Origin of the sequence: Pseudomonas sp. B1-22 (assembly GCF_050474425.1) — a bacterium.
Lineage (GTDB): Bacteria > Pseudomonadota > Gammaproteobacteria > Pseudomonadales > Pseudomonadaceae > Pseudomonas.
This window is the reverse complement of the sequence record NZ_JBCHVH010000001.1, coordinates 1,153,090-1,171,203: the sequence shown is the minus strand read 5'-3', so window position 1 is coordinate 1,171,203 and position 18,114 is coordinate 1,153,090. Positions and strand designations below refer to the sequence as shown.

Here is an 18,114-nt window from a genome sequence, read left to right as displayed (position 1 = left end):
CGCTGCCGCATCACGGGGCCGATACTGCTGGCCGGCGCGCCGGTACGCCATGCACAGGGGCGATGGACTGCCTGCAGTGCTGTTATGGTCGCGGGACCTGTACAGATTTCCCCTCACCTGAACGGACCTTCGGATGCTGTTGCTCGACTCCACTTCGGACATTCCCCTGGTCACCCAGATCGTCGAAGGCATCGCCCAGGCCATCGACGAGCAGCGCCTGCGTCCCGGCGCCAAGCTGCCCTCGATCCGCAAGTTCGCCCAGGCCAACGGCGTCAGCCACTTCACCGTGGTCGAAGCCTATGACCGGCTGGTGGCGCGCGGCTGCCTGAATGCGGTGCCCAACGCCGGCTTCTACGTGCGCGGCCCGGTCATCGACGACAGTGCCGGCAGCGAAGCGCCGCCGGAGTTCGACTTCGACGCCCATCTGCTGCTGCACAAGGTGTTCCAGCCGCTGGGCATGGAGCTGCGCCCCGGCGTCGGCCTGCTGCCCGAGCACTGGCTGGATGGCGAGGGCCTGCTGCGCGGGCTGCGCAGCCTGGCGCGGGAAGAACCCTCGCAGTTCGGCAACTACGGCCACAGCAAGGGCAACCCCAGGCTGCGCGGCAAGCTGGCCGACCGCCTGGGTGATGCCGGCGTGGCCGCCAGCCCCGAACAGATCCTGCTGACCGCCGGCGCCAGCCAGGCGCTGGACCTGACCGTGCGCTACCTGGTACAGCGCGGCGACCCGGTGCTGGTGGACGAGCCCGGCTACCACAACCTGTTCCTCAACCTGCGCCTGCAGGGTGCTCAGCTGCTGGGCGTACCGCGCAGCGCCGACGGGCTGGACCTCGACCGCCTGGAGCAACTGGCCCGCGAGCACCGGCCCAAGGTCTACTTCACCCAGGCGCGCCTGCAGAGCCCCACCGGCGGCAGCCTGTCCCTCGCGGCCAGCCACCGTCTGCTGCAACTGGCGGAGAAATACGACTTCCTCATCGTCGAAAACGATATCTATGCCGACCTCGACCCCGCCGGCCAATTGCTGCTGGCCAACCTCGACCAGCTGGCGCGGGTGATCTACATCGGCAGCCTGTCCAAGGTCATCGCCCCGGCGCTGCGCACCGGCTTCATCGCCGCCCACCCGGAACTGATCGAGGAGCTGGTGCCGCTGAAGATGGTCAGCGGCCTGACCAGCTCGGAGCTCACCGAGACCCTGGCGCTGGACATCCTCCTCCAGGGCCGCCACCGCAAGCATGTGAAGCAATTGCGCGATCAATTGAGCGAGGCCCACGACAGCGTGGCGCGGCGGCTGGAAGCGGCCGGCCTGGAAATCTTCCACGAGCCGCGCGCGGGGCTGTTCCTCTGGGCCCGGCACCGCGCCGTGGACGACGCCACCCTGCTCGCCGGCCGGGCCAAGGAGGCGAAGATCCTGCTGTTCCCCGGCCAGCTGTTCATGCCCGACGGCCGCAGCGTGCCGTGGATGCGCTTCAACGTCGCGCACTCGCTGGATGAGCGGCTGTACGCCTTTCTCTCTGCCCAGGGCAGCGACAACCTGTAGGAGCGAGCTTGCTCGCGAACGGACTTCCCGGCGACTCCATCCCTGGGCAGTTCGCGAGCAAGCTCGCTCCTACGAAAAGCCCCGCCCATCTACAACAGTTCCGTGCAGGGCGGATAACGCCTCCGGCGTTATCCGCCGTCATGACGATGTCAAGCCGGGTTAATCGCCCGCGGAAAATCACGCGCCGGTCCGCCAGATATCGCCAGCGGCCGCGCCAGCCCTTAGACTTGCCGTCCATCAGTCACCGCCAGCTAGAGATCACTATGGGCGCCCAGTGGAAAGCCAAACACAAAGAAGCCGCAGCCAACGCCAAGGGCCGCATCTTCGGCAAACTGTCCAAGGAAATCATGATTGCCGCGCGTAACGGCGCCGATCCGGACATGAACCCGAAACTGCGTCTGGTCGTCGAGCAGGCCAAGAAGGCCTCGATGCCTCGCGATACCCTGGAGCGCGCCATCAAGAAAGGCGCCGGGCTGCTGGACGGCGGCGCCAGCTTCGAGCGCGTGGTTTACGAAGGCTTCGCCCCGCACCGCGTGCCGGTGATCGTCGAGTGCCTGACCGACAACGTGAACCGCACCGTCGCGGAAATCCGCGTGCTGTTCCGCAAGGGCCAGCTGGGCGCGTCCGGCTCGGTAGCCTGGGACTTCGATTATCTGGGCATGGTCGAGGCCACCCCGGCCAGCGCCGACGCCGATCCGGAACTGGCCGCCATCGAAGCCGGCGCCCAGGACTTCGAGCCGGGCGAGGAAGACGGCGACACCCTGTTCCTCACCGACTCCACCGACCTGGACGCCGTCTGCCGCGCCCTGCCGGAGCACGGTTTCACCGTCGCCTCGGCGAAGCTGGGCTACAAGGCGAAGAACCCGGTCAGCCTGTCCGGCGCCGAACTGGAAGAGGTTGAAGCCTTCCTCGATGCCCTGGACGGCAACGACGACGTGCAGAACCTTTACGTCGGTCTGGCGTAACATGAAAACGGGCGGCCAATAGGCCGCCCGTTTTCGTTGAGGCGGACGTTGTCCGCCTGTCGCGGGCATGGCCCGCTCCTACAGGTGAATTCCGCACGTACCTTGTAGGAGCGGGCCATGCCCGCGATCAGCGCGCCACGCGCGCGCAAATCCCGCGCACTACCCCATCCGCCCCATCAGCACCTCCTGGCTCCCCTCCGCCTTCTCCCGCAGGAAATCCCAGGTGGTGCGCATCCGCGCGATGTCCTTGAGCTCGGTCGGCATCAGCATCCAGAAGGTCCGCACGAATTCGATCTCCCCCGCCAGCACCGGCTGCAACGACGGGTCTTCGGCGGCCGCGAACGCCGGCAGGATCGCCAGCCCCGCGCCCTCCGCCACCGCGCGCTGCTGGGCGAGAATGCTGGTACAACGCAGCGCCATGTGCAGCGGCCGGCCGATTTCGTCGAGGTATTGCAGTTCCTTGCTGTACAGCAGGTCGTCGACGTAGCCCACCAGCGCGTGCTCGCGCAGGTCGTCGCGGTTGCGGATCGGCCCGCGCTCGGCCAGGTAGTCCTTGGAGGCATAGAGGCGCAGCACGTAGTCGGTCAGCCGGGTAATCAGGTAGGGGCCGCGCCCCGGCCGCTCCAGGGTGATCACGATATCCGCCTCGTGGCGCGACAGCTGCAAGGCACGCGGTACCGCCAGCAGGTCGACGCCGAGGTGCGGATGGCGCCGGTTCAGCTCCACCAGTTGCGAAGTCAGCAGGGTCGAACCGTAGCCCTCGGTGGCGCCGATGCGCACCTTGCCGGAAAGATTGTCCTCGGTCCCGGCCAGGCGTTTCTCGATCACCTTGCAGGCGCTCTCCATCGCCTCGGCCTGGGGCAGCAGGCCATGGCCAGCCTCGGTCAGGCGGTAGCCGCCCGGCTCGCGTACCAGCAGTTGCGCGCCAATACTCTTCTCCAGCGCCTGCAGGCGACGGGCGACCGTGGTGTGGTCCACGCCCAAGCGGCGGGCGGCCACGGTGAGCTTGCCGGCGCGGGAGAGCTCGAGGAAGAAACGCAGGTTATCCCAATCCATGATCGCCCCACTCTGCGGCAATTGTGCAAAAACGCAGACCATACTTGCACATCACCGCATTGAGAACATCAAAAATGCACTGTTAGGATCGATCCAGACAACAAGAAAGCCTCAGGCTGGGAGAATCCCGATGACCGCAACTGCCGTCCCTACCGTCAAACTCTTCCTCGACGGCAAGCCCGTCGAGTCCACCACCTCCGAATGGCGCGATGTGATCAACCCCGCCACCCAGGAAGTCCTCGCCCGTGTGCCCTTCGCCACCGCCGAGGAAGTCGACCGCGCCGTGGCCAGCGCCAAGGCCGCGTTCAAGACCTGGAAGAAGACGCCCATCGGCACCCGCGCGCGCATCTTCCTCAAGTACCAGCAGCTGATCCGCGAGAACATGAAGGAACTGGCGGCGATCCTCACCGCCGAACAGGGCAAGACCCTGCCGGACGCCGAAGGCGACGTGTTCCGCGGCCTGGAAGTGGTCGAGCACGCGGCCGGCATCGGCAACCTGCAGCTGGGCGAGCTGGCCAACAACGTGGCCGGCGGCGTCGATACCTTCACCCTCCTGCAGCCCATCGGCGTCTGCGCCGGCATCACTCCCTTCAACTTCCCGGCGATGATCCCGCTGTGGATGTTCCCGATGGCCATTGCCACCGGCAATACCTTCGTCCTCAAGCCGTCAGAACAGGACCCGATGGTGACCATGCGCCTGGTCGAGCTGGCCCATGAAGCCGGCGTGCCGCCGGGCGTGCTCAACGTGATCCATGGCGGCCCGGACGTGGTGAACGCCATCTGCGACCACCCGGACATCAAGGCCGTGTCCTTCGTCGGCTCGACCCGTGTCGGCACCCACGTCTACAACCGCGCCTCGCAGGCCGGCAAACGCGTGCAGTGCATGATGGGCGCGAAGAACCATGCCATCGTGCTGCCCGACGCCAACAAGGAGCAGTCCCTCAACGCCATCGCCGGCGCCGCCTTCGGTGCCGCCGGGCAACGCTGCATGGCGCTGTCGGTGGTCATCCTGGTGGGCGAAGCCAACGCATGGATTCCCGACCTGGTGGCCAAGGCCAGGAGCCTCAAGGTCAGCGGCGGCACCGAGGCCAACACCGACGTCGGCCCGCTGGTTTCCTGCGCGGCGCTGGATCGCGTCAGCGGCCTGATCGAACGCGGCGCCCAGGAAGGCGCCAAGCTGGAACTGGACGGCCGCAACCCGCAGGTGGTCGGCTACGCCAAGGGCAACTTCGTCGGCCCGACCGTGTTCTCCGGCGTCACCCCGCAGATGACCATCTACCGCGAGGAAATCTTCGGCCCGGTGCTCTGCGTGGTGTCGGCCAAGACCTTCGACGAGGCCATCGAGCTGATCAACGCCAACCCCAACGGTAACGGCACCGCCCTGTTCACCCGCTCCGGCGCGGCCGCGCGGCACTTCAAGGAAGAGATCGACGTCGGCCAGGTCGGCATCAACGTGCCGATCCCGGTGCCGGTGCCGATGTTCTCCTTCACCGGTTCGCGCGGTTCCAAGCTGGGCGACCTCGGCCCGTACGGCAAGCAGGTGGTGCAGTTCTACACCCAGACCAAGACCGTCACCGAACGCTGGTTCGACGAGAACGAAGTGGGCGGCGCGGTGAACACCACCATCCACCTCAAGTAAGCCCTTCCCGCCCCAACCGCCCCGGACGCCAGCCAGGATGCTGGCGGGCCGGGGCCTGTTTCCTGTCCGACCATCAGAACAAGAGGACAACCCCATGCGCATCGGTTTCATCGGACTCGGCAACATGGGCGGCCCCATGGCCGCCAACCTGCTCAAGGCCGGCTTCGACCTGAGCGTCTTCGACCTTTCCGCCAAGGCCGTGGAAGCGGCCGTCGCCCTCGGCGCCCGCGCCCTCGCCTCGCCGGCTGACGTGGCCCGCGACGACGTCGAGGTGATCATCACCATGCTGCCTGCCGCCGCCCACGTGAAGCAGGTCTTCCTCGGCGACAACGGCATCCTGGCCAACGTGCAGCCCGGTGTGCTGCTGATCGACTCCTCCACCATCGACCCGCTGAACGCCCGCGAGGTCTCCGCCGCCGCCGTCGCCCACGGCAACCCGATGCTCGACGCACCGGTCTCCGGCGGCACCGCCGGTGCAACGGCCGGCACCCTGACCTTCATGGTCGGCGGCGAGCAGGCCGACTTCGAGCGTGCCCGCCCGGTGCTGGCGGCCATGGGCAAGAACATCGTGCACTGCGGCGGCACCGGCAACGGCCAGGTGGCCAAGGTAGCGAACAACCTGCTGCTGGGCATTTCCATGATCGGCGTGGCGGAAGCCATGTCCCTGGGCGTGAAGCTGGGCATGGATGCCGAGGTGCTGGCCGGCATCATCAACACCTCCAGCGGCCGCTGCTGGAGCTCGGAAGTGAACAACCCGCTCACCGGCGCCCCGGCGGCGCGCGGCTACAGCGGCGGCTTCGGTACCGACCTGATGCTCAAGGACCTGGGCCTGGCCAGCGAGGCCGCCCGCCAGGTGCGCCAGCCGGTGCTGCTCGGCGCGCTGGCCCAGCAGCTGTTCCAGACCTTCAGCAACCAGGGCAACGGCCAGCTGGACTTCTCGGCGATCGTGAAGCTGTACCAGCAGGGCTGACAGCCCTGCGTAGGAGCGGACTCCGTCCGCGATGGGCTCCGGCGCGATGCGGACCTATCGCGGACGGAGTCCGCTCCTACGGTTGACCACCGCGCCCACCGCCACCCCACCCATCTCAGCTATCATGCCCGCTCCGCCGCCTCCGGATGCCGCCGCATGATCCTCCGCCCGCAAACCCCGACACTCTGGGTCCTGCTGTTCTCGCTCAAGGGCTCGATCATCCCGGCCATCTGGCGCAAGGTGCTCTACACGGTGCTGCTCAGTTCGCTGGTGGTCGCCACCCACGGCACGCTCTACCACTACAAGGTGGTCATCACCTCCACGCCCTTCACCCTCTGGGGCCTGACGCTCGCCATCTTCCTCGGCTTCCGAAACAACGTGGCCTACCAGCGCTTCTGGGAGGCGCGCACCCTGTGGGGCGAATTGCTGATCGTCACGCGCAACCTGGCCCGCCAGACCCGCTCGCTGCTGCCCGATCTGGATGCGGAAGTCCGCCGTGGCCTGTGCAACCCACTGATCGCCTTCGCCTATGTGCTGCGCGACCACCTGCGCGGCACCCCGCAGAGCGAGGACGTGCGCCGCCTGCTCGGCGCCGATGAGGCCGCTGCACTGAACGCCAGCGCCACCCCGACCAACGCGCTGCTGGCCAGCCTCGGCGAGCGCTTCGCCAAACGTGCCCGCGAGGCCGGCGCCGGCGACATCACCCTGGCCGCCATCGACCAGCAGATGACCCGGCTCTCCTACGTGCTGGGCGGCTGCGAGCGGATTCGCAACACGCCGATTCCCTACCCCTACATCCTGATGCTGCACCGCATCGTGCACGTCTATTGCTTCCTGCTGCCGTTCTGCCTGGTCGACAGCATCGGCTGGTTCACCCCGCTGGCGGTGTGCGTGCTGGCCTACACCTTCTTTGGCCTGGACGCCCTGGGTGACCAGATCGCCGACCCGTTCGACACCCAACCCAACGACCTGCCGCTGGACGCCATGAGCCGCAACCTGGAAATCGCCGTGCTGGAAATCCTCGGCGAGTCGCCCCTGCCCGAACCGCTGAAGCCGGTGAATGGCCTGCTGCTCTGATCCGGCCCCGAGGAACACTCGATGAGTCACCTGAAAAACGTACCGCTGAACAAGGCCTACCTGCTGCTCAACCACGGCCCGAGTACTATCGTCACCAGCGAACACGATGGCGTCGCCAACGTGATGGCCGCCGCCTGGGTCATGCCGCTGGACTTCGACCCGCCCAAGCTGCTGCTGGTACTCGACCGCAACACCTGGTCGCGTCATCTGGTGGAAGGCGCCGGGGCCTTCGTCATCCAGCTGCCCTCGCGCCAGCAGGCGGAGCTGACCCTGGCGGTCGGCTCCAGCAATGGCGGCGAGATGAACAAGTTCGAGCAACTGGATATCCGCACCTCGCGGGCGCGCCGGATCGAGGCGCCGATCGTCGATGGCTGCGTGGCCTATCTGGAATGCAAGGTAATCAGCGAGCCGAACAACCAGGACAAGTACGACCTGTTCATCGCCGAGGTGGTCGCCGCCTATGCGGACGAGCGCGCCTTCTCCAATGGCCGCTGGCACTTCCCCAGCGATGATCTGCGCACCATTCACTACCAGGCCGGCGGAGCCTTCTTTGCCACTGGCGAGGCCTTCCAGGTCGCGCGCAATTGACCGCTCGCGGCCCGCGCTGACGGCGCGTCCGGCCGAATCGCAGGCATAAAAAAGCCCGCTCGTATGCGGGCTTTTTCATTGGGGAGCTAATCCTTTAGCTGGGATTCATACTCCGCCCGCGCTCGTGAAAAAATCGTGAAGACTTCCGTACCAATTGCAACAATTTTCGTCGCCCGACCGGGTGCTGTCAGCTCGAATAATCCAGCGCCGTCCAGACCCGACTGAGACCGCCGCTGATCCGGCAGGCGGACAAATCCTGCTCATCGTCACCGGGGGTCAGGCGCACCACGGAATCGCCTTCCGTCTCGGTGAGCCACTGCAGCCGGCCGCAGTTTGGCGTGTCGATCACATAGCTGGCGGCGATGCTGGAGCGCTCCTTCGGCAGGCGGATGGCGTCGTGCACCGTACCGCGCTCCTCAATGCGCTTGCCGTCGGCGATCAACACCGCCCAAGCCTCGCGCCCTTCGATGATCAGATAGGCGCCATTGGCCCTGGGCACGTCCATCGGCGGCTCCGCGCAGCCCACCAGCACCATCAGTATCGCCAGCATCCCGCACGCCATCAGTTTTCGCAGCATCGCTACACCCTCCTCATTCGTCGACGGACCCCGTGCGCCTGTGGGCGTCCGGCGGGCTTCCATGGATTCGGTCAGACAGCGAGGCAATGGTAATCACAAAATACTGTTCATGCATACAGTATTTTGAGAACATTCACTCAACGATGACGAAAGGCGCGACGGGCCAGCTTCACGGAGCGCCGCATAACGAGGGTCAGCCCCTCTCAAGGAGCAGAGCGATGGTGAGTATCCATCAGCTGAAATACACCGTGAATCATATGGCTATCGAAGAGGTGAGCGATGCCGTCCAGGAGCTGCTGCTCGAGGGGCTGGTCACCGAAGGCAAGACGCCCTTCAGCCGCACGCATTTCAACACCTGCTTCGCCGAGATCGAGGCGCTGCTGCAGCGCGCCGGCTACCACCGTCCGCTGGACGTGGTCGGCTACCAGGGGCAGGCCTATGCGATGTTCGATCCCAGCCGCTGGGACGCCGTGGAGGTGCTGCGCTGGCTCAAGGAATACGTCGAGGAGGCGGCGGCCAGCTGAACGCCGGACCGTGCGCGGGAGCGGAGACTTGCGCAGCCCCGTCCTGCGCACTAACGTCCTTGGTACTTCCGCTTTCCGAATCAAGGACGATTCCATGGGCGATTCTTCGAATGCCGACAGCTGGCACTGGGCCTACCGCAAACTGCGCAGCTGGGATGTCGGCCGTGTCAGCTCCGCCTTCCTCGCCACCCTGTTCCATTGGCGCGGCGATACCGGGCTGTTCTACAGCCATGGTGGCCTGCGCAAATCCCGCCTGACTCGCAGCGACCTGACCGAGTGAGCCGTCAGGGCCGCGTATACGGGTACACCGTTCCGCCCGGGTATTCGATGCTCTGCCGGACGCCCCCTCCGGATTGATCGATGATCACCGTGCTCGAACGCGACTCGCCGTAGCCGCTCGGCACCTGCATGCCGCCGTACCCATCCTGGCGCTGCCAGTTCGACGAACCGCTCACGCTGCCACTGGCCCCCGGACTGACATAGATCCGCTGAACCACCGGTGGCGATTGCTGCCATTGCGACTGAGCCGGCGGTTGCCCCTGGTACTGCGGCTCGACATGGCCAGAGAAGCGCTGCTGCGCAAACACGGGTGTCGCCAGGGCGCAGCAGACAATGAGCGCGAGGCTTCCGAGATTCTTCATGGGTGGCTCCGGAATCGCTGGGAAGGCTTCAGGATACCAATCCCTCCAAGCACTGTGCAGGTCAGACATCGGAAAGGATAACTAAAAATAAATTGTTTAATTTCATATAGTTAAACTTAAAACATAATCCTTAATGTAAAGAAAATCCGCTGATTGCCCCCGCAATGACGCTCTGCCCAAAAAAATCCACCTGAAAACCTCGCTCGACAGGCTCAAGGCAGGCTTGCCATTCGATTGCCACGATTGGCAATTCTTTTCCAATCAGTAAGATGCAGGCACTTTCGTAAGGAATACCTCATGTTCCGACGCTGCCTGTCCCTGCTGCTGCTTCTCACCATTCCTGCCGTTGCCTCCGCTGCCGCACCGCGCACCTTCGAGGAAGCCAAGAAGATCGGTCGCAAGCTCTATGCCCGGCAGTCGGTGGAGTTCTATTGCGGCTGCCGCTACAGCGGCAACACGGTGGACCTGAAGAGCTGCGGCTACGCCCCGCGCAAGAACGCCAACCGCGCCTCGCGCATCGAGTGGGAACACATCGTCCCGGCCTGGGTGATCGGCCACCAGCGCCAGTGCTGGCAGAACGGCGGACGCAAGAACTGCACGCGCAATGACCGTGTGTACCAGAAGGCCGAGGCCGACCTGCACAACCTGGTGCCCAGCATTGGCGAGGTGAATGGCGACCGCGCCAACTTCAGCTTCGCCTGGTTGCCGCAGCAGCCGCCGCAATACGGCGCCTGCCCGATGGTGGTGGACTTCAAGGCGCGCAAGGCGATGCCCCGTCCGCAGATCCGCGGAATGATCGCCCGCACCTACTTCTACATGAGCGACCGCTACGGCCTGAAGCTTTCCAGCCAGGACCGCCAGCTGTTCACCGCCTGGAGCAAGCAGTACCCGGTGGAAACCTGGGAGCGCCAGCGCAACCAGATGGTCGGTTGCGTGATGGGCTGGGGCAACCCGTACGTCGGCGAGATCGACACCAGCCGCTGCCCGTCGCCGCGCGTTGCCAGGCGCTGAAGCCAGGCGACAGAGCCGCAGGTCCGGCAGTAGACTCCGACAGTCGTCTCGCACATGGCGAGCGCCCTTTTCCCCTGTCTGGAGTACGCAGCATGTCCTTCTCGATCTACCAGGCTTCCGTTCCCGTCTTCATCCGCATGCTCGGCAACCTCTCGGCGATCCTCGCCAAGGCTGCCGCCCATGCCGAAGCCAAGTCCATCGATCCCTCCGTCCTGATCAACGCCCGCCTCGCGCCGGACATGTTCCCGCTGGCGCGCCAGGTGCAGATCGCCAGTGACTCCGCCAAGGGCGCCGGCGCGCGCCTGGCCGGCGTCGAAGTGCCGAGCTATCCCGACGAGGAAACCACCTTCGCCGAGCTGCAGGCGCGGATCAGCAGGACCATCGACTTCCTCAATACCCTGAAGCCGGAACAATTCGAAGGCGCGGAGAACCGCACCATCGAGCTGAAGCTGCGCACCCGCGAAATCAGCTTCAGCGGTGCCGATTTCCTGCTCGGCTTCGTCAATCCGAACTTCTACTTCCACATCACCACCGCCTACGACATCCTGCGCCACAACGGCGTGGAGGTCGGCAAGATGGATTACCTCGGCGGCGTGTGATCGTCCGGGCGCCGGCCACGCCGGCGCCCTTCAGCCGCGCGGCAGCGGCAGGCTGGTGGTGGACTTGATCTCGGACAGGGCGACGATGGAGTTGATCTCCTGCACGCCCGGCACCTGGGACAGCCTTTCGAAGAAGAAGCGCTCGTACGCATCCACGTCCTCGGTGACGATGCGCAGCATGAAATCCACCGCGCCCATCAGCACATGGCATTCGAGCACCTCGGGGAACTCGCCGATGGCCTGGGCGAAGTCCGTAAGGTGGTTGCGCCCGTGGGCGTTGAGCTTCACCTGGGCGAATATCTGGGTGTTCATGCCGATCTTCTTGCGGTCCAGCAGGGTCACCTGCTTGCGGATCACGCCCTCGTCCTTCAAGCGCTGAATCCGGCGCCAGCACGGCGACTGGGAAAGACCGATGCGCTCGGCGATCTCGGCGGTGGACAGCGTCGCCTCCTCCTGCAACAGGGCGAGGATCTTCTTGTCTTGGGCATCCAGGGATACCGGCATTGATAATTCTCCGATCAACTACTCAGGGAATAATTAATGCACAAAACTCTTCATCAAGGCAGAAAACAGGCAAATAAATCCCCCCGGCAAGCCGCACAATCTTCCTCACTCCCCATCTGACCGGCCGGCTGCCATGACCCTTCTCGCGCTCACCCTTCCCGACTTCTCCCCGGAACAACAGGACCGTGCGGTTCCAACCGAAGCCGCAGCGGACGTTCGCTACCTGATCCGCGCCGAGATCGACGCCGACATCCTCTGCCGGCTGCTGAATCAGTTCGCCCTGCAAGGCCACGTGCCAGCGGAGGTCGAGGCGTCACGGCGGGAAGACTGGATGGATATCTCCCTGCGGGTGAACACGCTGCCCCGGTATCGGGCAGAAGTGATCGCCCAGCGCATGCGCGGGATGGTCAGCGTTTGTTCGGTGGACCTCCATGTCGATGAGCTGCGAGCTGTCCGTTCAGCGACATAATCTGGCTCTCTGGCGTTAGCCGGCAAATCTCGTCGTGACTAGAGTGCAATCTACCCACTCGCTTCCGCCGGATGCGGTCGCCCACACAACAACACGAGAGACGCCCATGGCTCGCCCACGCCTGCTCCCCGACAACTTCACCCTGGCGCTGATCGCCACCGTGACGGTCGCCAGCCTGCTGCCCTGCGAAGGCACGGCGGCGGTGGTCTTCGGCTGGATCACCAACCTGGGCATCGCGCTGCTGTTCTTCCTCCACGGCGCCAAGCTGTCGCGCCAGGCGATCATCGCCGGCGCCACCCACTGGCGCCTGCACCTGCTGATATTCGCCTGTACCTTCATTCTCTTCCCGATCCTGGGCATGGCGCTCAAGCCGGTGCTGTCGCCACTGGTCACTCCGGACCTGTACCTGGGCATGCTCTACCTGTGCGCCCTGCCCGCCACCGTGCAGTCGGCGATCGCCTTCACCTCGCTGGCTCGCGGCAACATCCCTGCGGCGATCTGCAGCGCCTCCGCGTCCAGCCTGCTCGGCGTGTTCGTCACCCCGCTGCTGGTGCAACTGCTGCTCGGCACCCAGGGCGATACTGGCATGTCGACCCTCGACGCCATTGGCAAGATCACCCTGCAACTGCTGGTGCCCTTCATGGCCGGCCAGTTGCTGCGCCCCTGGATCGGCGCCTGGGTCGAGCGCCACAAGCCGGTGCTGCGCTATGTCGACCAGGGTTCGATCCTGCTGGTGGTCTACACCGCCTTCAGCGCCGCGGTGATCGAGGGCTTGTGGCACCAGGTTCCACTGCCCGCACTGGCCGGCCTGGTAGTCGCGTGCTGCGTGTTGCTGGCCCTGGCGCTGCTCGCCACCAACCTGCTCGGCCGCTACCTCGGCTTCCCCCTGGAAGACCGCATCACCATCGTCTTCTGCGGCTCGAAGAAGAGCCTGGCGACCGGCGTGCCCATGGCCTCGGTGCTGTTTGCCAGCAGCAGTGTCGGCGTGATCCTGCTGCCGCTGATGCTGTTCCACCAGATCCAGTTGATGGTCTGCGCGGTACTCGCCCAGCGCTACTCCCAACGCCAGGACACCGCCCACGCCCCGCTGGAACGCGCCAACTGAGAGGCGTCTCAGACCCACAAAAGAGCCGGTGCAATGCACCGGCTTTTTCGTTTCCGCCGAGATGATCGGGATCAGGCACCGACCGGCGTACGCAGGGTGACGAACTCTTCGGCCGCCGTCGGGTGGATGCCGATGGTTTCGTCGAAGATCCGCTTGGTCGCCCCGGCCTTCAGTGCGATGGCGATGCCCTGAAGGATTTCCCCGGCCTCAGGGCCGACCATATGGCAGCCGAGCACCTTGTCGCTGTCGGCATCGACGATCAGCTTCATCAGGGTCCGTTCCTGGCATTCGGTCAGGGTCAGCTTCATCGGACGGAAGCGGCTCTCGAACAGCTTCACCTTGTGGCCGGCAGCGCGCGCCTCGTCCTCGGTCAGCCCGACGGTGCCGATGGTGGGCAGGCTGAATACGGCGGTCGGGATCAGCTTGTAGTCCACCGGGCGGTACTCCTCCGGGCGGAACAGATGCCGCGCGACCGCCATGCCCTCGGCCAGCGCGACCGGGGTCAGCTGCACCTTGCCGATCACATCGCCAATCGCGTGGATTGAGGGCTCGCTGGTGCGATAGGCCTCGTCCACCTTGATGAAGCCGCGCTCATCCAGCTCGACCGAGACGTTCTCCAGCCCGAGGTTATCCAGCATCGGCCGGCGCCCAGTGGCATAGAACACGCAATCGGCCTCCAGCACGCGACCGTCCTTGAGCGTGGCCAGCAGCGTGCCGTCGGCCTGCTTGTCGATCCGGGCGATATCGGCGTTGAACTGCAGATCGAGGCCCTTTTTGGTCAGCTCGTCACGCAGGTGCTCGCGCACGCTGCGGTCGAATCCGCGCAGGAACAGGTCGCGTCGATAGAGCAAGGTCGTCTGGGCGCCAAGCCCGTGGAAGATCGAGGCGAACTCCACGGAGATGTAGCCGCCGCCCACCACCAGCACGCGGCGCGGCAGCTGCTCGAGGAAGAACGCCTCGTTCGAGGTGATGGCGTGCTCCTTGCCAGGGATATCCGGCAACTGCGGCCAACCACCGGTGGCGATGAGGATATGTTTGGCCTTGAAGCGCTGTCCGTCGACCTCGACAGTGTGCGCGTCACGCAGCTGCGCATGGCCCTCCAGCAGCGTTACACCGCTGTTGACCAGGAGATTGCGGTAGATGCCATTGAGGCGATGAATTTCGCGGTTCTTGTTGGCGATCAGGGTCGGCCAGTCGAATTTCGTGCCCTCGGCTGTCCAGCCGAAGCCTGCGGCCTGCTCGAAGTCTTCATGGTAGTGAGCGCCATAGACCAGCAGCTTCTTCGGCACGCAGCCGACGTTGACGCAGGTGCCGCCCAGGTAGCGGCTCTCCGCGACGCCAACCCGCGCACCGAAGCCCGCCGCGAAGCGCGCAGCGCGCACACCGCCGGAACCGGCACCGATGACGAACAGGTCAAAATCGAAAGACATCATGCTTCTCCGCGTGGATATGCCAGGCAGCATACCTTATACGCCCTGACCTATCCTGCCAGGAACCGAAGGAGGTACCCCATGCGACCGAGCCTGACCCACCTCGCCCTGCACGTTCCCGACCTGGACGCCTGCATCGCCTTCTACGAGCGCTTCTGCGGCATGCGCATTATCCACCAGCGCGAGGGCAAGGGCTCGCGGATCGTCTGGATGGCCGAGCCGGGCAAGGAGCACAGCTTCATCTTCGTCATCATGCCCGGCGGCGAGGCGCGCCACCTGGCCAGCGACGATTACAGCCACTTCGGCTTTGCCGTCGACAGCCACGCGGAAGTGGATCGGATCGCCAGGGAGGCGCAGGACGCGGGCTGCCTGATCTGGGCGCCACGAGAGGAACCCTACCCGGTGGGCTATTACTGCGGCCTGCGCGACCCGGCCGGCAACTACGTCGAGTTCAGCTATGGCCAACCACTGGGACCCGGTTCGGAAGCCATGCCGATCCCGCCCTCGATGTGATGCCACTCGGAAGCCGGGAAACGAAAAAGCCACCCGAAGGTGGCTTTTTCGATGAACCGGGAAGAACCCTGGACTTACCAGGCCTTGCCGGTCTTGTAGAGGTTTTCGTAGCAGAAGTTGGTCGCCTCGATGTAACCCTCGGCGCTACCGCAGTCGAAACGCTTGCCCTTGAACTTGTACGCCAGCACGCAGCCGTCCTGGGCCTGTTTCATCAGGGCGTCGGTGATCTGGATTTCACCGCCCTTGCCCGGCTCGGTCTGTTCGATCAGGTCGAAGATGTCCGGAGTCAGGATGTAGCGGCCGATGATCGCCAGGTTCGACGGCGCTTCTTCGGGCTTGGGCTTCTCGACCATGGTGTTCACGCGGTAGATGTCGTCGCGGATCATCTCGCCGGCGATCACGCCGTACTTGTTGGTCTCTTCCGGCGGTACTTCCTGGATCGCCACGATGGAGCAGCGGAACTGGTTGTACAGCTTGACCATCTGCTTAAGGACGCTATCACCTTCCAGGTTCAGGCACAGGTCGTCCGCCAGAACCACAGCGAACGGCTCGTCGCCGATCAGCGGACGGCCGGTCAGGATAGCATGGCCCAGGCCCTTCATTTCGATCTGGCGGGTGTAGGAGAAAGTGCACTCGTCGATCAGGCGACGGATGCCGACCAGGTATTTTTCCTTGTCGGTGTTGCGAATCTGGTGTTCCAGCTCATAGCTGATGTCGAAGTGGTCTTCGATGGAGCGCTTGCCACGGCCGGTCACGATGCCGATTTCGCCGAGACCGGCTTCCAGGGCCTCTTCCACCGCGTACTGGATCAGCGGCTTGTTCACCACCGGCAGCATTTCCTTGGGCATGGCCTTGGTGGCCGGGAGGAAGCGGGTGCCGTAGCCAGCGGCCGGGAACAGACATTTCTTGATCATGGGAGTCCTTCGAGGGGGACAGGGGTGCGAGTTGCGCGCAGTCTAATCAGGCTGCAGCCACCTTACAATGCCCCGGCACGCGGTGATCCGTGCTCCTGCGAGCATTTGCGGTATCGCCTCTGAGACCGGTGGCAGCGAATCTGACCATAACCTCGGCGGCGAGTTCGCCAATAATGGCAAAAAGTCAGCATCGGCACCCTTCAGACAGCCGCGCCACACCCCGGCAGTCGCTCCCGCACCACGCCCCAGATCGTTAATTCATCCCCGTCCCCCACCCTGATGGACGGAAAGCGATCACTCGCCGGCAGCAGGACGAAAGCGCCCTCGATGATCGCCAGCCGGCGAATCAAGACCTCTCCGTTCAGCTCCGCGACGACGATTTCACCTTCCGCCGCCAGTTCGGAGCGGTCGACCAGCAACAGGTCATCATGGTGAATTCCTGCTCCTGTCATGCCATCGCCATGCGCGCGCACTATGTAGGTGTGAGCGGGGTATGCGTGAGATGACATCCACTGCGGGTGCACGGATGCGGCTTTATGGACGGATTCCGATGACTGATGCATGGCTCACCTCATATACTGTATGCATATACAGATAACAGGTAGGCGGCCGGCTTTCAAGCCATTTACCGGAACCTCCAACGCCATGACCACTCCATTGAGGAGGCGCAGCGTGAAGAGTGGTGGTCTACCCTTACCGAGGGGCGAGGACTTTCGATATGAATCCGGGCACGTTCGTGACTCTCATGATTCTGGGTTGGCTGCTGCTGGCAGTGGTGACCCTCTGGGCGCTCCTGCGAGTCCCCATGCGGCGGGCCCGCCTGCAGAAGCCGAAGGTAAAACCCGCCAGCGCAACGCCGCGGAATCCGATTCCTCACTGATCCGAAGCATCGTGCATATTGCCTTGCGATTGGGGCTGCGTCCTGCAAGCTGCACGACGCATTTTTCACTGAAGCCTTCCAAGTCCATGATCTGAAAGCATCTTCTCCAGCGCCCACGGCTGGTACGTCCCCTGCAACGGCTCCTTCAAGCCACCCACTGCAGAGGACCCCTGCCATGAAGATCGAACGACTTCCTGCCACCCACTATCTCTGCCGCCAGTTTCCGGAGTTCGAGGTGGACTTCACCTCGCGGCCGGATGGCAACCTGGTCATGAGGCTCCGGGATTCCGAACGCGGAACGGTCGCCTGCCGCGTGGTCCAGCTGGACGAACAGCATGACGCACATTTGCTGGACGGTCTGGTAGGCCGTATCCGCAGAGATCTGGCAACCGAAGAAGGCCCTTTGCAGCCGGCAGACGTGGATCACTTCAGGGAGCCTGTTCTACTTCAGAACTTCCATGAGTCGTCCGAGCCGCTACGCAAGCGCCGCATCGTCAATGCCGGGGAGAAACTGCGGGCCTTGGCGCACCTGGATGCATGACTCCACGACTACGCTGCATTGCCTGCGCCGTTGCGGGTGGACCGCGCCCATCAGGCTGCAGGCCACAACGGCGAACGCGTAATTCGAAGAAGAAGAAAGGGAAGATGGTGCCCGGAGCCGGGGTCGAACCGGCACGCCCTTACGGACGAGAGATTTTAAGTCTCTTGCGTCTACCGATTTCGCCATCCGGGCGGTAGCGCTGTTCAGCGGTGAGAGGCTCTGGCGAGCCGGAAGCGGACCGGACTGCCTGCCGGCCCCCTTCTGAATCTGTAACTTGCGGAATCTAATTGCAGGCGCAATTGTCTGCTAAAGAAAAAGCCCTGTAAATCTTGGATTTACAGGGCTTTTCTATTGGAGGCTGAGGTCGGAATCGAACCGGCGTTCACGGATTTGCAATCCGGTGCATAACCACTCTGCTACTCAGCCATGAAACAAACGGCTTACATCGCAAGCCGTCAAAATTTGGAGCGGGAAACGAGACTCGAACTCGCGACCCCGACCTTGGCAAGGTCGTGCTCTACCAACTGAGCTATTCCCGCGTCGTGTTGACGGGCGCCATTCTATCGATTCGAAAAGC

21 protein-coding genes and 3 tRNA genes are annotated in these 18,114 nt (G+C 64.3%); 14 read left to right on the top strand and 10 right to left on the bottom strand.

From position 1 onward, the window contains the following. The first annotated feature begins 133 nt into the window (after positions 1–133). Positions 134–1,534, top strand: coding sequence for a PLP-dependent aminotransferase family protein (locus ACQ5BL_RS05495; protein WP_243804786.1), 1,401 nt, complete (start codon positions 134–136; stop codon positions 1,532–1,534). A 263-nt stretch (positions 1,535–1,797) separates the two neighbouring features. Further along, positions 1,798–2,499 carry a YebC/PmpR family DNA-binding transcriptional regulator gene (locus ACQ5BL_RS05490; RefSeq protein WP_207883228.1) on the top strand — a complete coding sequence of 234 codons (702 nt, stop codon included), beginning with the start codon at positions 1,798–1,800 and terminating at the stop codon, positions 2,497–2,499. 159 nt (positions 2,500–2,658) lie between these two features. On the opposite strand, the gene ACQ5BL_RS05485 is transcribed toward ACQ5BL_RS05490, so the two are convergent. Then, on the bottom strand, positions 2,659–3,555 hold the full coding sequence (locus ACQ5BL_RS05485; protein ID WP_243804787.1) for a LysR family transcriptional regulator: 897 nt from the start codon (positions 3,553–3,555) through the stop codon (positions 2,659–2,661). Positions 3,556–3,685: 130 nt separating this feature from the next. On the opposite strand from ACQ5BL_RS05485, the gene ACQ5BL_RS05480 reads away from it, so the two are divergent. The 4 genes from ACQ5BL_RS05480 to ACQ5BL_RS05465 all read left to right on the top strand — a co-directional run bounded on the left by ACQ5BL_RS05480 (position 3,686) and on the right by ACQ5BL_RS05465 (position 7,829). Then, positions 3,686–5,194: a CoA-acylating methylmalonate-semialdehyde dehydrogenase gene (locus ACQ5BL_RS05480; RefSeq protein ID WP_243804788.1), complete on the top strand. Its 1,509-nt coding sequence runs from the start codon at positions 3,686–3,688 to the stop codon at positions 5,192–5,194. A 94-nt stretch (positions 5,195–5,288) separates the two neighbouring features. Then, positions 5,289–6,164: a 3-hydroxyisobutyrate dehydrogenase gene (gene mmsB, locus ACQ5BL_RS05475; protein ID WP_243804789.1), complete on the top strand. Its 876-nt coding sequence runs from the start codon at positions 5,289–5,291 to the stop codon at positions 6,162–6,164. Positions 6,165–6,320: 156 nt separating this feature from the next. Beyond that, the gene (locus tag ACQ5BL_RS05470; protein WP_243804790.1) at positions 6,321–7,241 is read left to right on the top strand and encodes a bestrophin family protein; all 921 of its coding nucleotides are present in this window, start codon (positions 6,321–6,323) and stop codon (positions 7,239–7,241) included. A 21-nt stretch (positions 7,242–7,262) separates the two neighbouring features. After that, the gene (locus ACQ5BL_RS05465) at positions 7,263–7,829 is read left to right on the top strand and encodes a flavin reductase family protein (protein ID WP_243804791.1); all 567 of its coding nucleotides are present in this window, start codon (positions 7,263–7,265) and stop codon (positions 7,827–7,829) included. A 187-nt stretch (positions 7,830–8,016) separates the two neighbouring features. Here the strand turns inward: ACQ5BL_RS05465 and ACQ5BL_RS05460 are convergent, their stop codons facing one another. Further along, complete coding sequence (locus tag ACQ5BL_RS05460; protein WP_243804792.1) at positions 8,017–8,406, bottom strand: hypothetical protein; 390 nt, start codon at positions 8,404–8,406, stop codon at positions 8,017–8,019. A 218-nt stretch (positions 8,407–8,624) separates the two neighbouring features. Here ACQ5BL_RS05460 and ACQ5BL_RS05455 point away from each other — a divergent pair, with 218 nt between their 5' ends. Both ACQ5BL_RS05455 and ACQ5BL_RS05450 read left to right on the top strand, forming a co-directional pair. Then, the gene (locus ACQ5BL_RS05455; RefSeq protein ID WP_207883214.1) at positions 8,625–8,930 is read left to right on the top strand and encodes a transcriptional regulator; all 306 of its coding nucleotides are present in this window, start codon (positions 8,625–8,627) and stop codon (positions 8,928–8,930) included. Between the two features lie 94 nt (positions 8,931–9,024). Further along, complete coding sequence (locus ACQ5BL_RS05450; protein WP_207883212.1) at positions 9,025–9,210, top strand: hypothetical protein; 186 nt, start codon at positions 9,025–9,027, stop codon at positions 9,208–9,210. A gap of 4 nt (positions 9,211–9,214) precedes the next feature. On the opposite strand, the gene ACQ5BL_RS05445 is transcribed toward ACQ5BL_RS05450, so the two are convergent. Beyond that, positions 9,215–9,571, bottom strand: a complete 357-nt coding sequence (locus tag ACQ5BL_RS05445; RefSeq protein ID WP_243804793.1) for a hypothetical protein — start codon at positions 9,569–9,571, stop codon at positions 9,215–9,217. A 297-nt stretch (positions 9,572–9,868) separates the two neighbouring features. Between ACQ5BL_RS05445 and ACQ5BL_RS05440 the strand changes: the two genes are divergently transcribed. Both ACQ5BL_RS05440 and ACQ5BL_RS05435 read left to right on the top strand, forming a co-directional pair. After that, the gene (locus tag ACQ5BL_RS05440; RefSeq protein WP_430292853.1) at positions 9,869–10,582 is read left to right on the top strand and encodes an endonuclease; all 714 of its coding nucleotides are present in this window, start codon (positions 9,869–9,871) and stop codon (positions 10,580–10,582) included. Between the two features lie 92 nt (positions 10,583–10,674). After that, positions 10,675–11,181, top strand: a complete 507-nt coding sequence (locus ACQ5BL_RS05435; RefSeq protein WP_243804795.1) for a DUF1993 domain-containing protein — start codon at positions 10,675–10,677, stop codon at positions 11,179–11,181. Positions 11,182–11,211: 30 nt separating this feature from the next. Here ACQ5BL_RS05435 and ACQ5BL_RS05430 read toward each other — a convergent pair whose 3' ends face one another. Further along, a complete protein-coding gene (locus ACQ5BL_RS05430; protein WP_243804796.1) occupies positions 11,212–11,685 on the bottom strand; it encodes an Lrp/AsnC family transcriptional regulator in 474 nt (157 codons plus the stop codon). A gap of 133 nt (positions 11,686–11,818) precedes the next feature. Between ACQ5BL_RS05430 and ACQ5BL_RS05425 the strand changes: the two genes are divergently transcribed. Together ACQ5BL_RS05425 and ACQ5BL_RS05420 are read left to right on the top strand one after the other, a co-directional pair. After that, positions 11,819–12,154 (top strand): hypothetical protein, encoded by a 336-nt coding sequence (locus ACQ5BL_RS05425; RefSeq protein WP_207883202.1) that lies wholly within the window; start codon positions 11,819–11,821, stop codon positions 12,152–12,154. A gap of 106 nt (positions 12,155–12,260) precedes the next feature. Next, positions 12,261–13,259 carry a bile acid:sodium symporter family protein gene (locus ACQ5BL_RS05420; RefSeq protein WP_243804797.1) on the top strand — a complete coding sequence of 333 codons (999 nt, stop codon included), beginning with the start codon at positions 12,261–12,263 and terminating at the stop codon, positions 13,257–13,259. Positions 13,260–13,330: 71 nt separating this feature from the next. Here ACQ5BL_RS05420 and gorA read toward each other — a convergent pair whose 3' ends face one another. Next, positions 13,331–14,689 carry a glutathione-disulfide reductase gene (gene gorA / locus ACQ5BL_RS05415; RefSeq protein WP_243804798.1) on the bottom strand — a complete coding sequence of 453 codons (1,359 nt, stop codon included), beginning with the start codon at positions 14,687–14,689 and terminating at the stop codon, positions 13,331–13,333. A gap of 81 nt (positions 14,690–14,770) precedes the next feature. Between gorA and ACQ5BL_RS05410 the strand changes: the two genes are divergently transcribed. Continuing rightward, positions 14,771–15,202, top strand: a complete 432-nt coding sequence (locus ACQ5BL_RS05410; protein WP_243804799.1) for a VOC family protein — start codon at positions 14,771–14,773, stop codon at positions 15,200–15,202. Positions 15,203–15,276: 74 nt separating this feature from the next. Here the strand turns inward: ACQ5BL_RS05410 and galU are convergent, their stop codons facing one another. Together galU and ACQ5BL_RS05400 are read right to left on the bottom strand one after the other, a co-directional pair. Further along, positions 15,277–16,116, bottom strand: a complete 840-nt coding sequence (gene galU, locus ACQ5BL_RS05405; protein WP_207883194.1) for a UTP--glucose-1-phosphate uridylyltransferase GalU — start codon at positions 16,114–16,116, stop codon at positions 15,277–15,279. 200 nt (positions 16,117–16,316) lie between these two features. Then, a complete protein-coding gene (locus ACQ5BL_RS05400; RefSeq protein ID WP_243804800.1) occupies positions 16,317–16,679 on the bottom strand; it encodes a LexA family protein in 363 nt (120 codons plus the stop codon). Positions 16,680–17,171: 492 nt separating this feature from the next. Here ACQ5BL_RS05400 and ACQ5BL_RS05395 point away from each other — a divergent pair, with 492 nt between their 5' ends. Continuing rightward, positions 17,172–17,537, top strand: a complete 366-nt coding sequence (locus tag ACQ5BL_RS05395) for a DUF3509 domain-containing protein (RefSeq protein WP_207883191.1) — start codon at positions 17,172–17,174, stop codon at positions 17,535–17,537. A gap of 105 nt (positions 17,538–17,642) precedes the next feature. Here ACQ5BL_RS05395 and ACQ5BL_RS05390 read toward each other — a convergent pair. The 3 genes from ACQ5BL_RS05390 to ACQ5BL_RS05380 all read right to left on the bottom strand — a co-directional run bounded on the left by ACQ5BL_RS05390 (position 17,643) and on the right by ACQ5BL_RS05380 (position 18,076). Beyond that, a tRNA-Leu gene (locus ACQ5BL_RS05390) sits at positions 17,643–17,729 on the bottom strand. Positions 17,730–17,889: 160 nt separating this feature from the next. Next, positions 17,890–17,963 (bottom strand) — tRNA-Cys (locus ACQ5BL_RS05385). Between the two features lie 37 nt (positions 17,964–18,000). Then, positions 18,001–18,076, bottom strand: a tRNA-Gly gene (locus ACQ5BL_RS05380). Between the last annotated feature and the right edge of the window lie 38 nt (positions 18,077–18,114).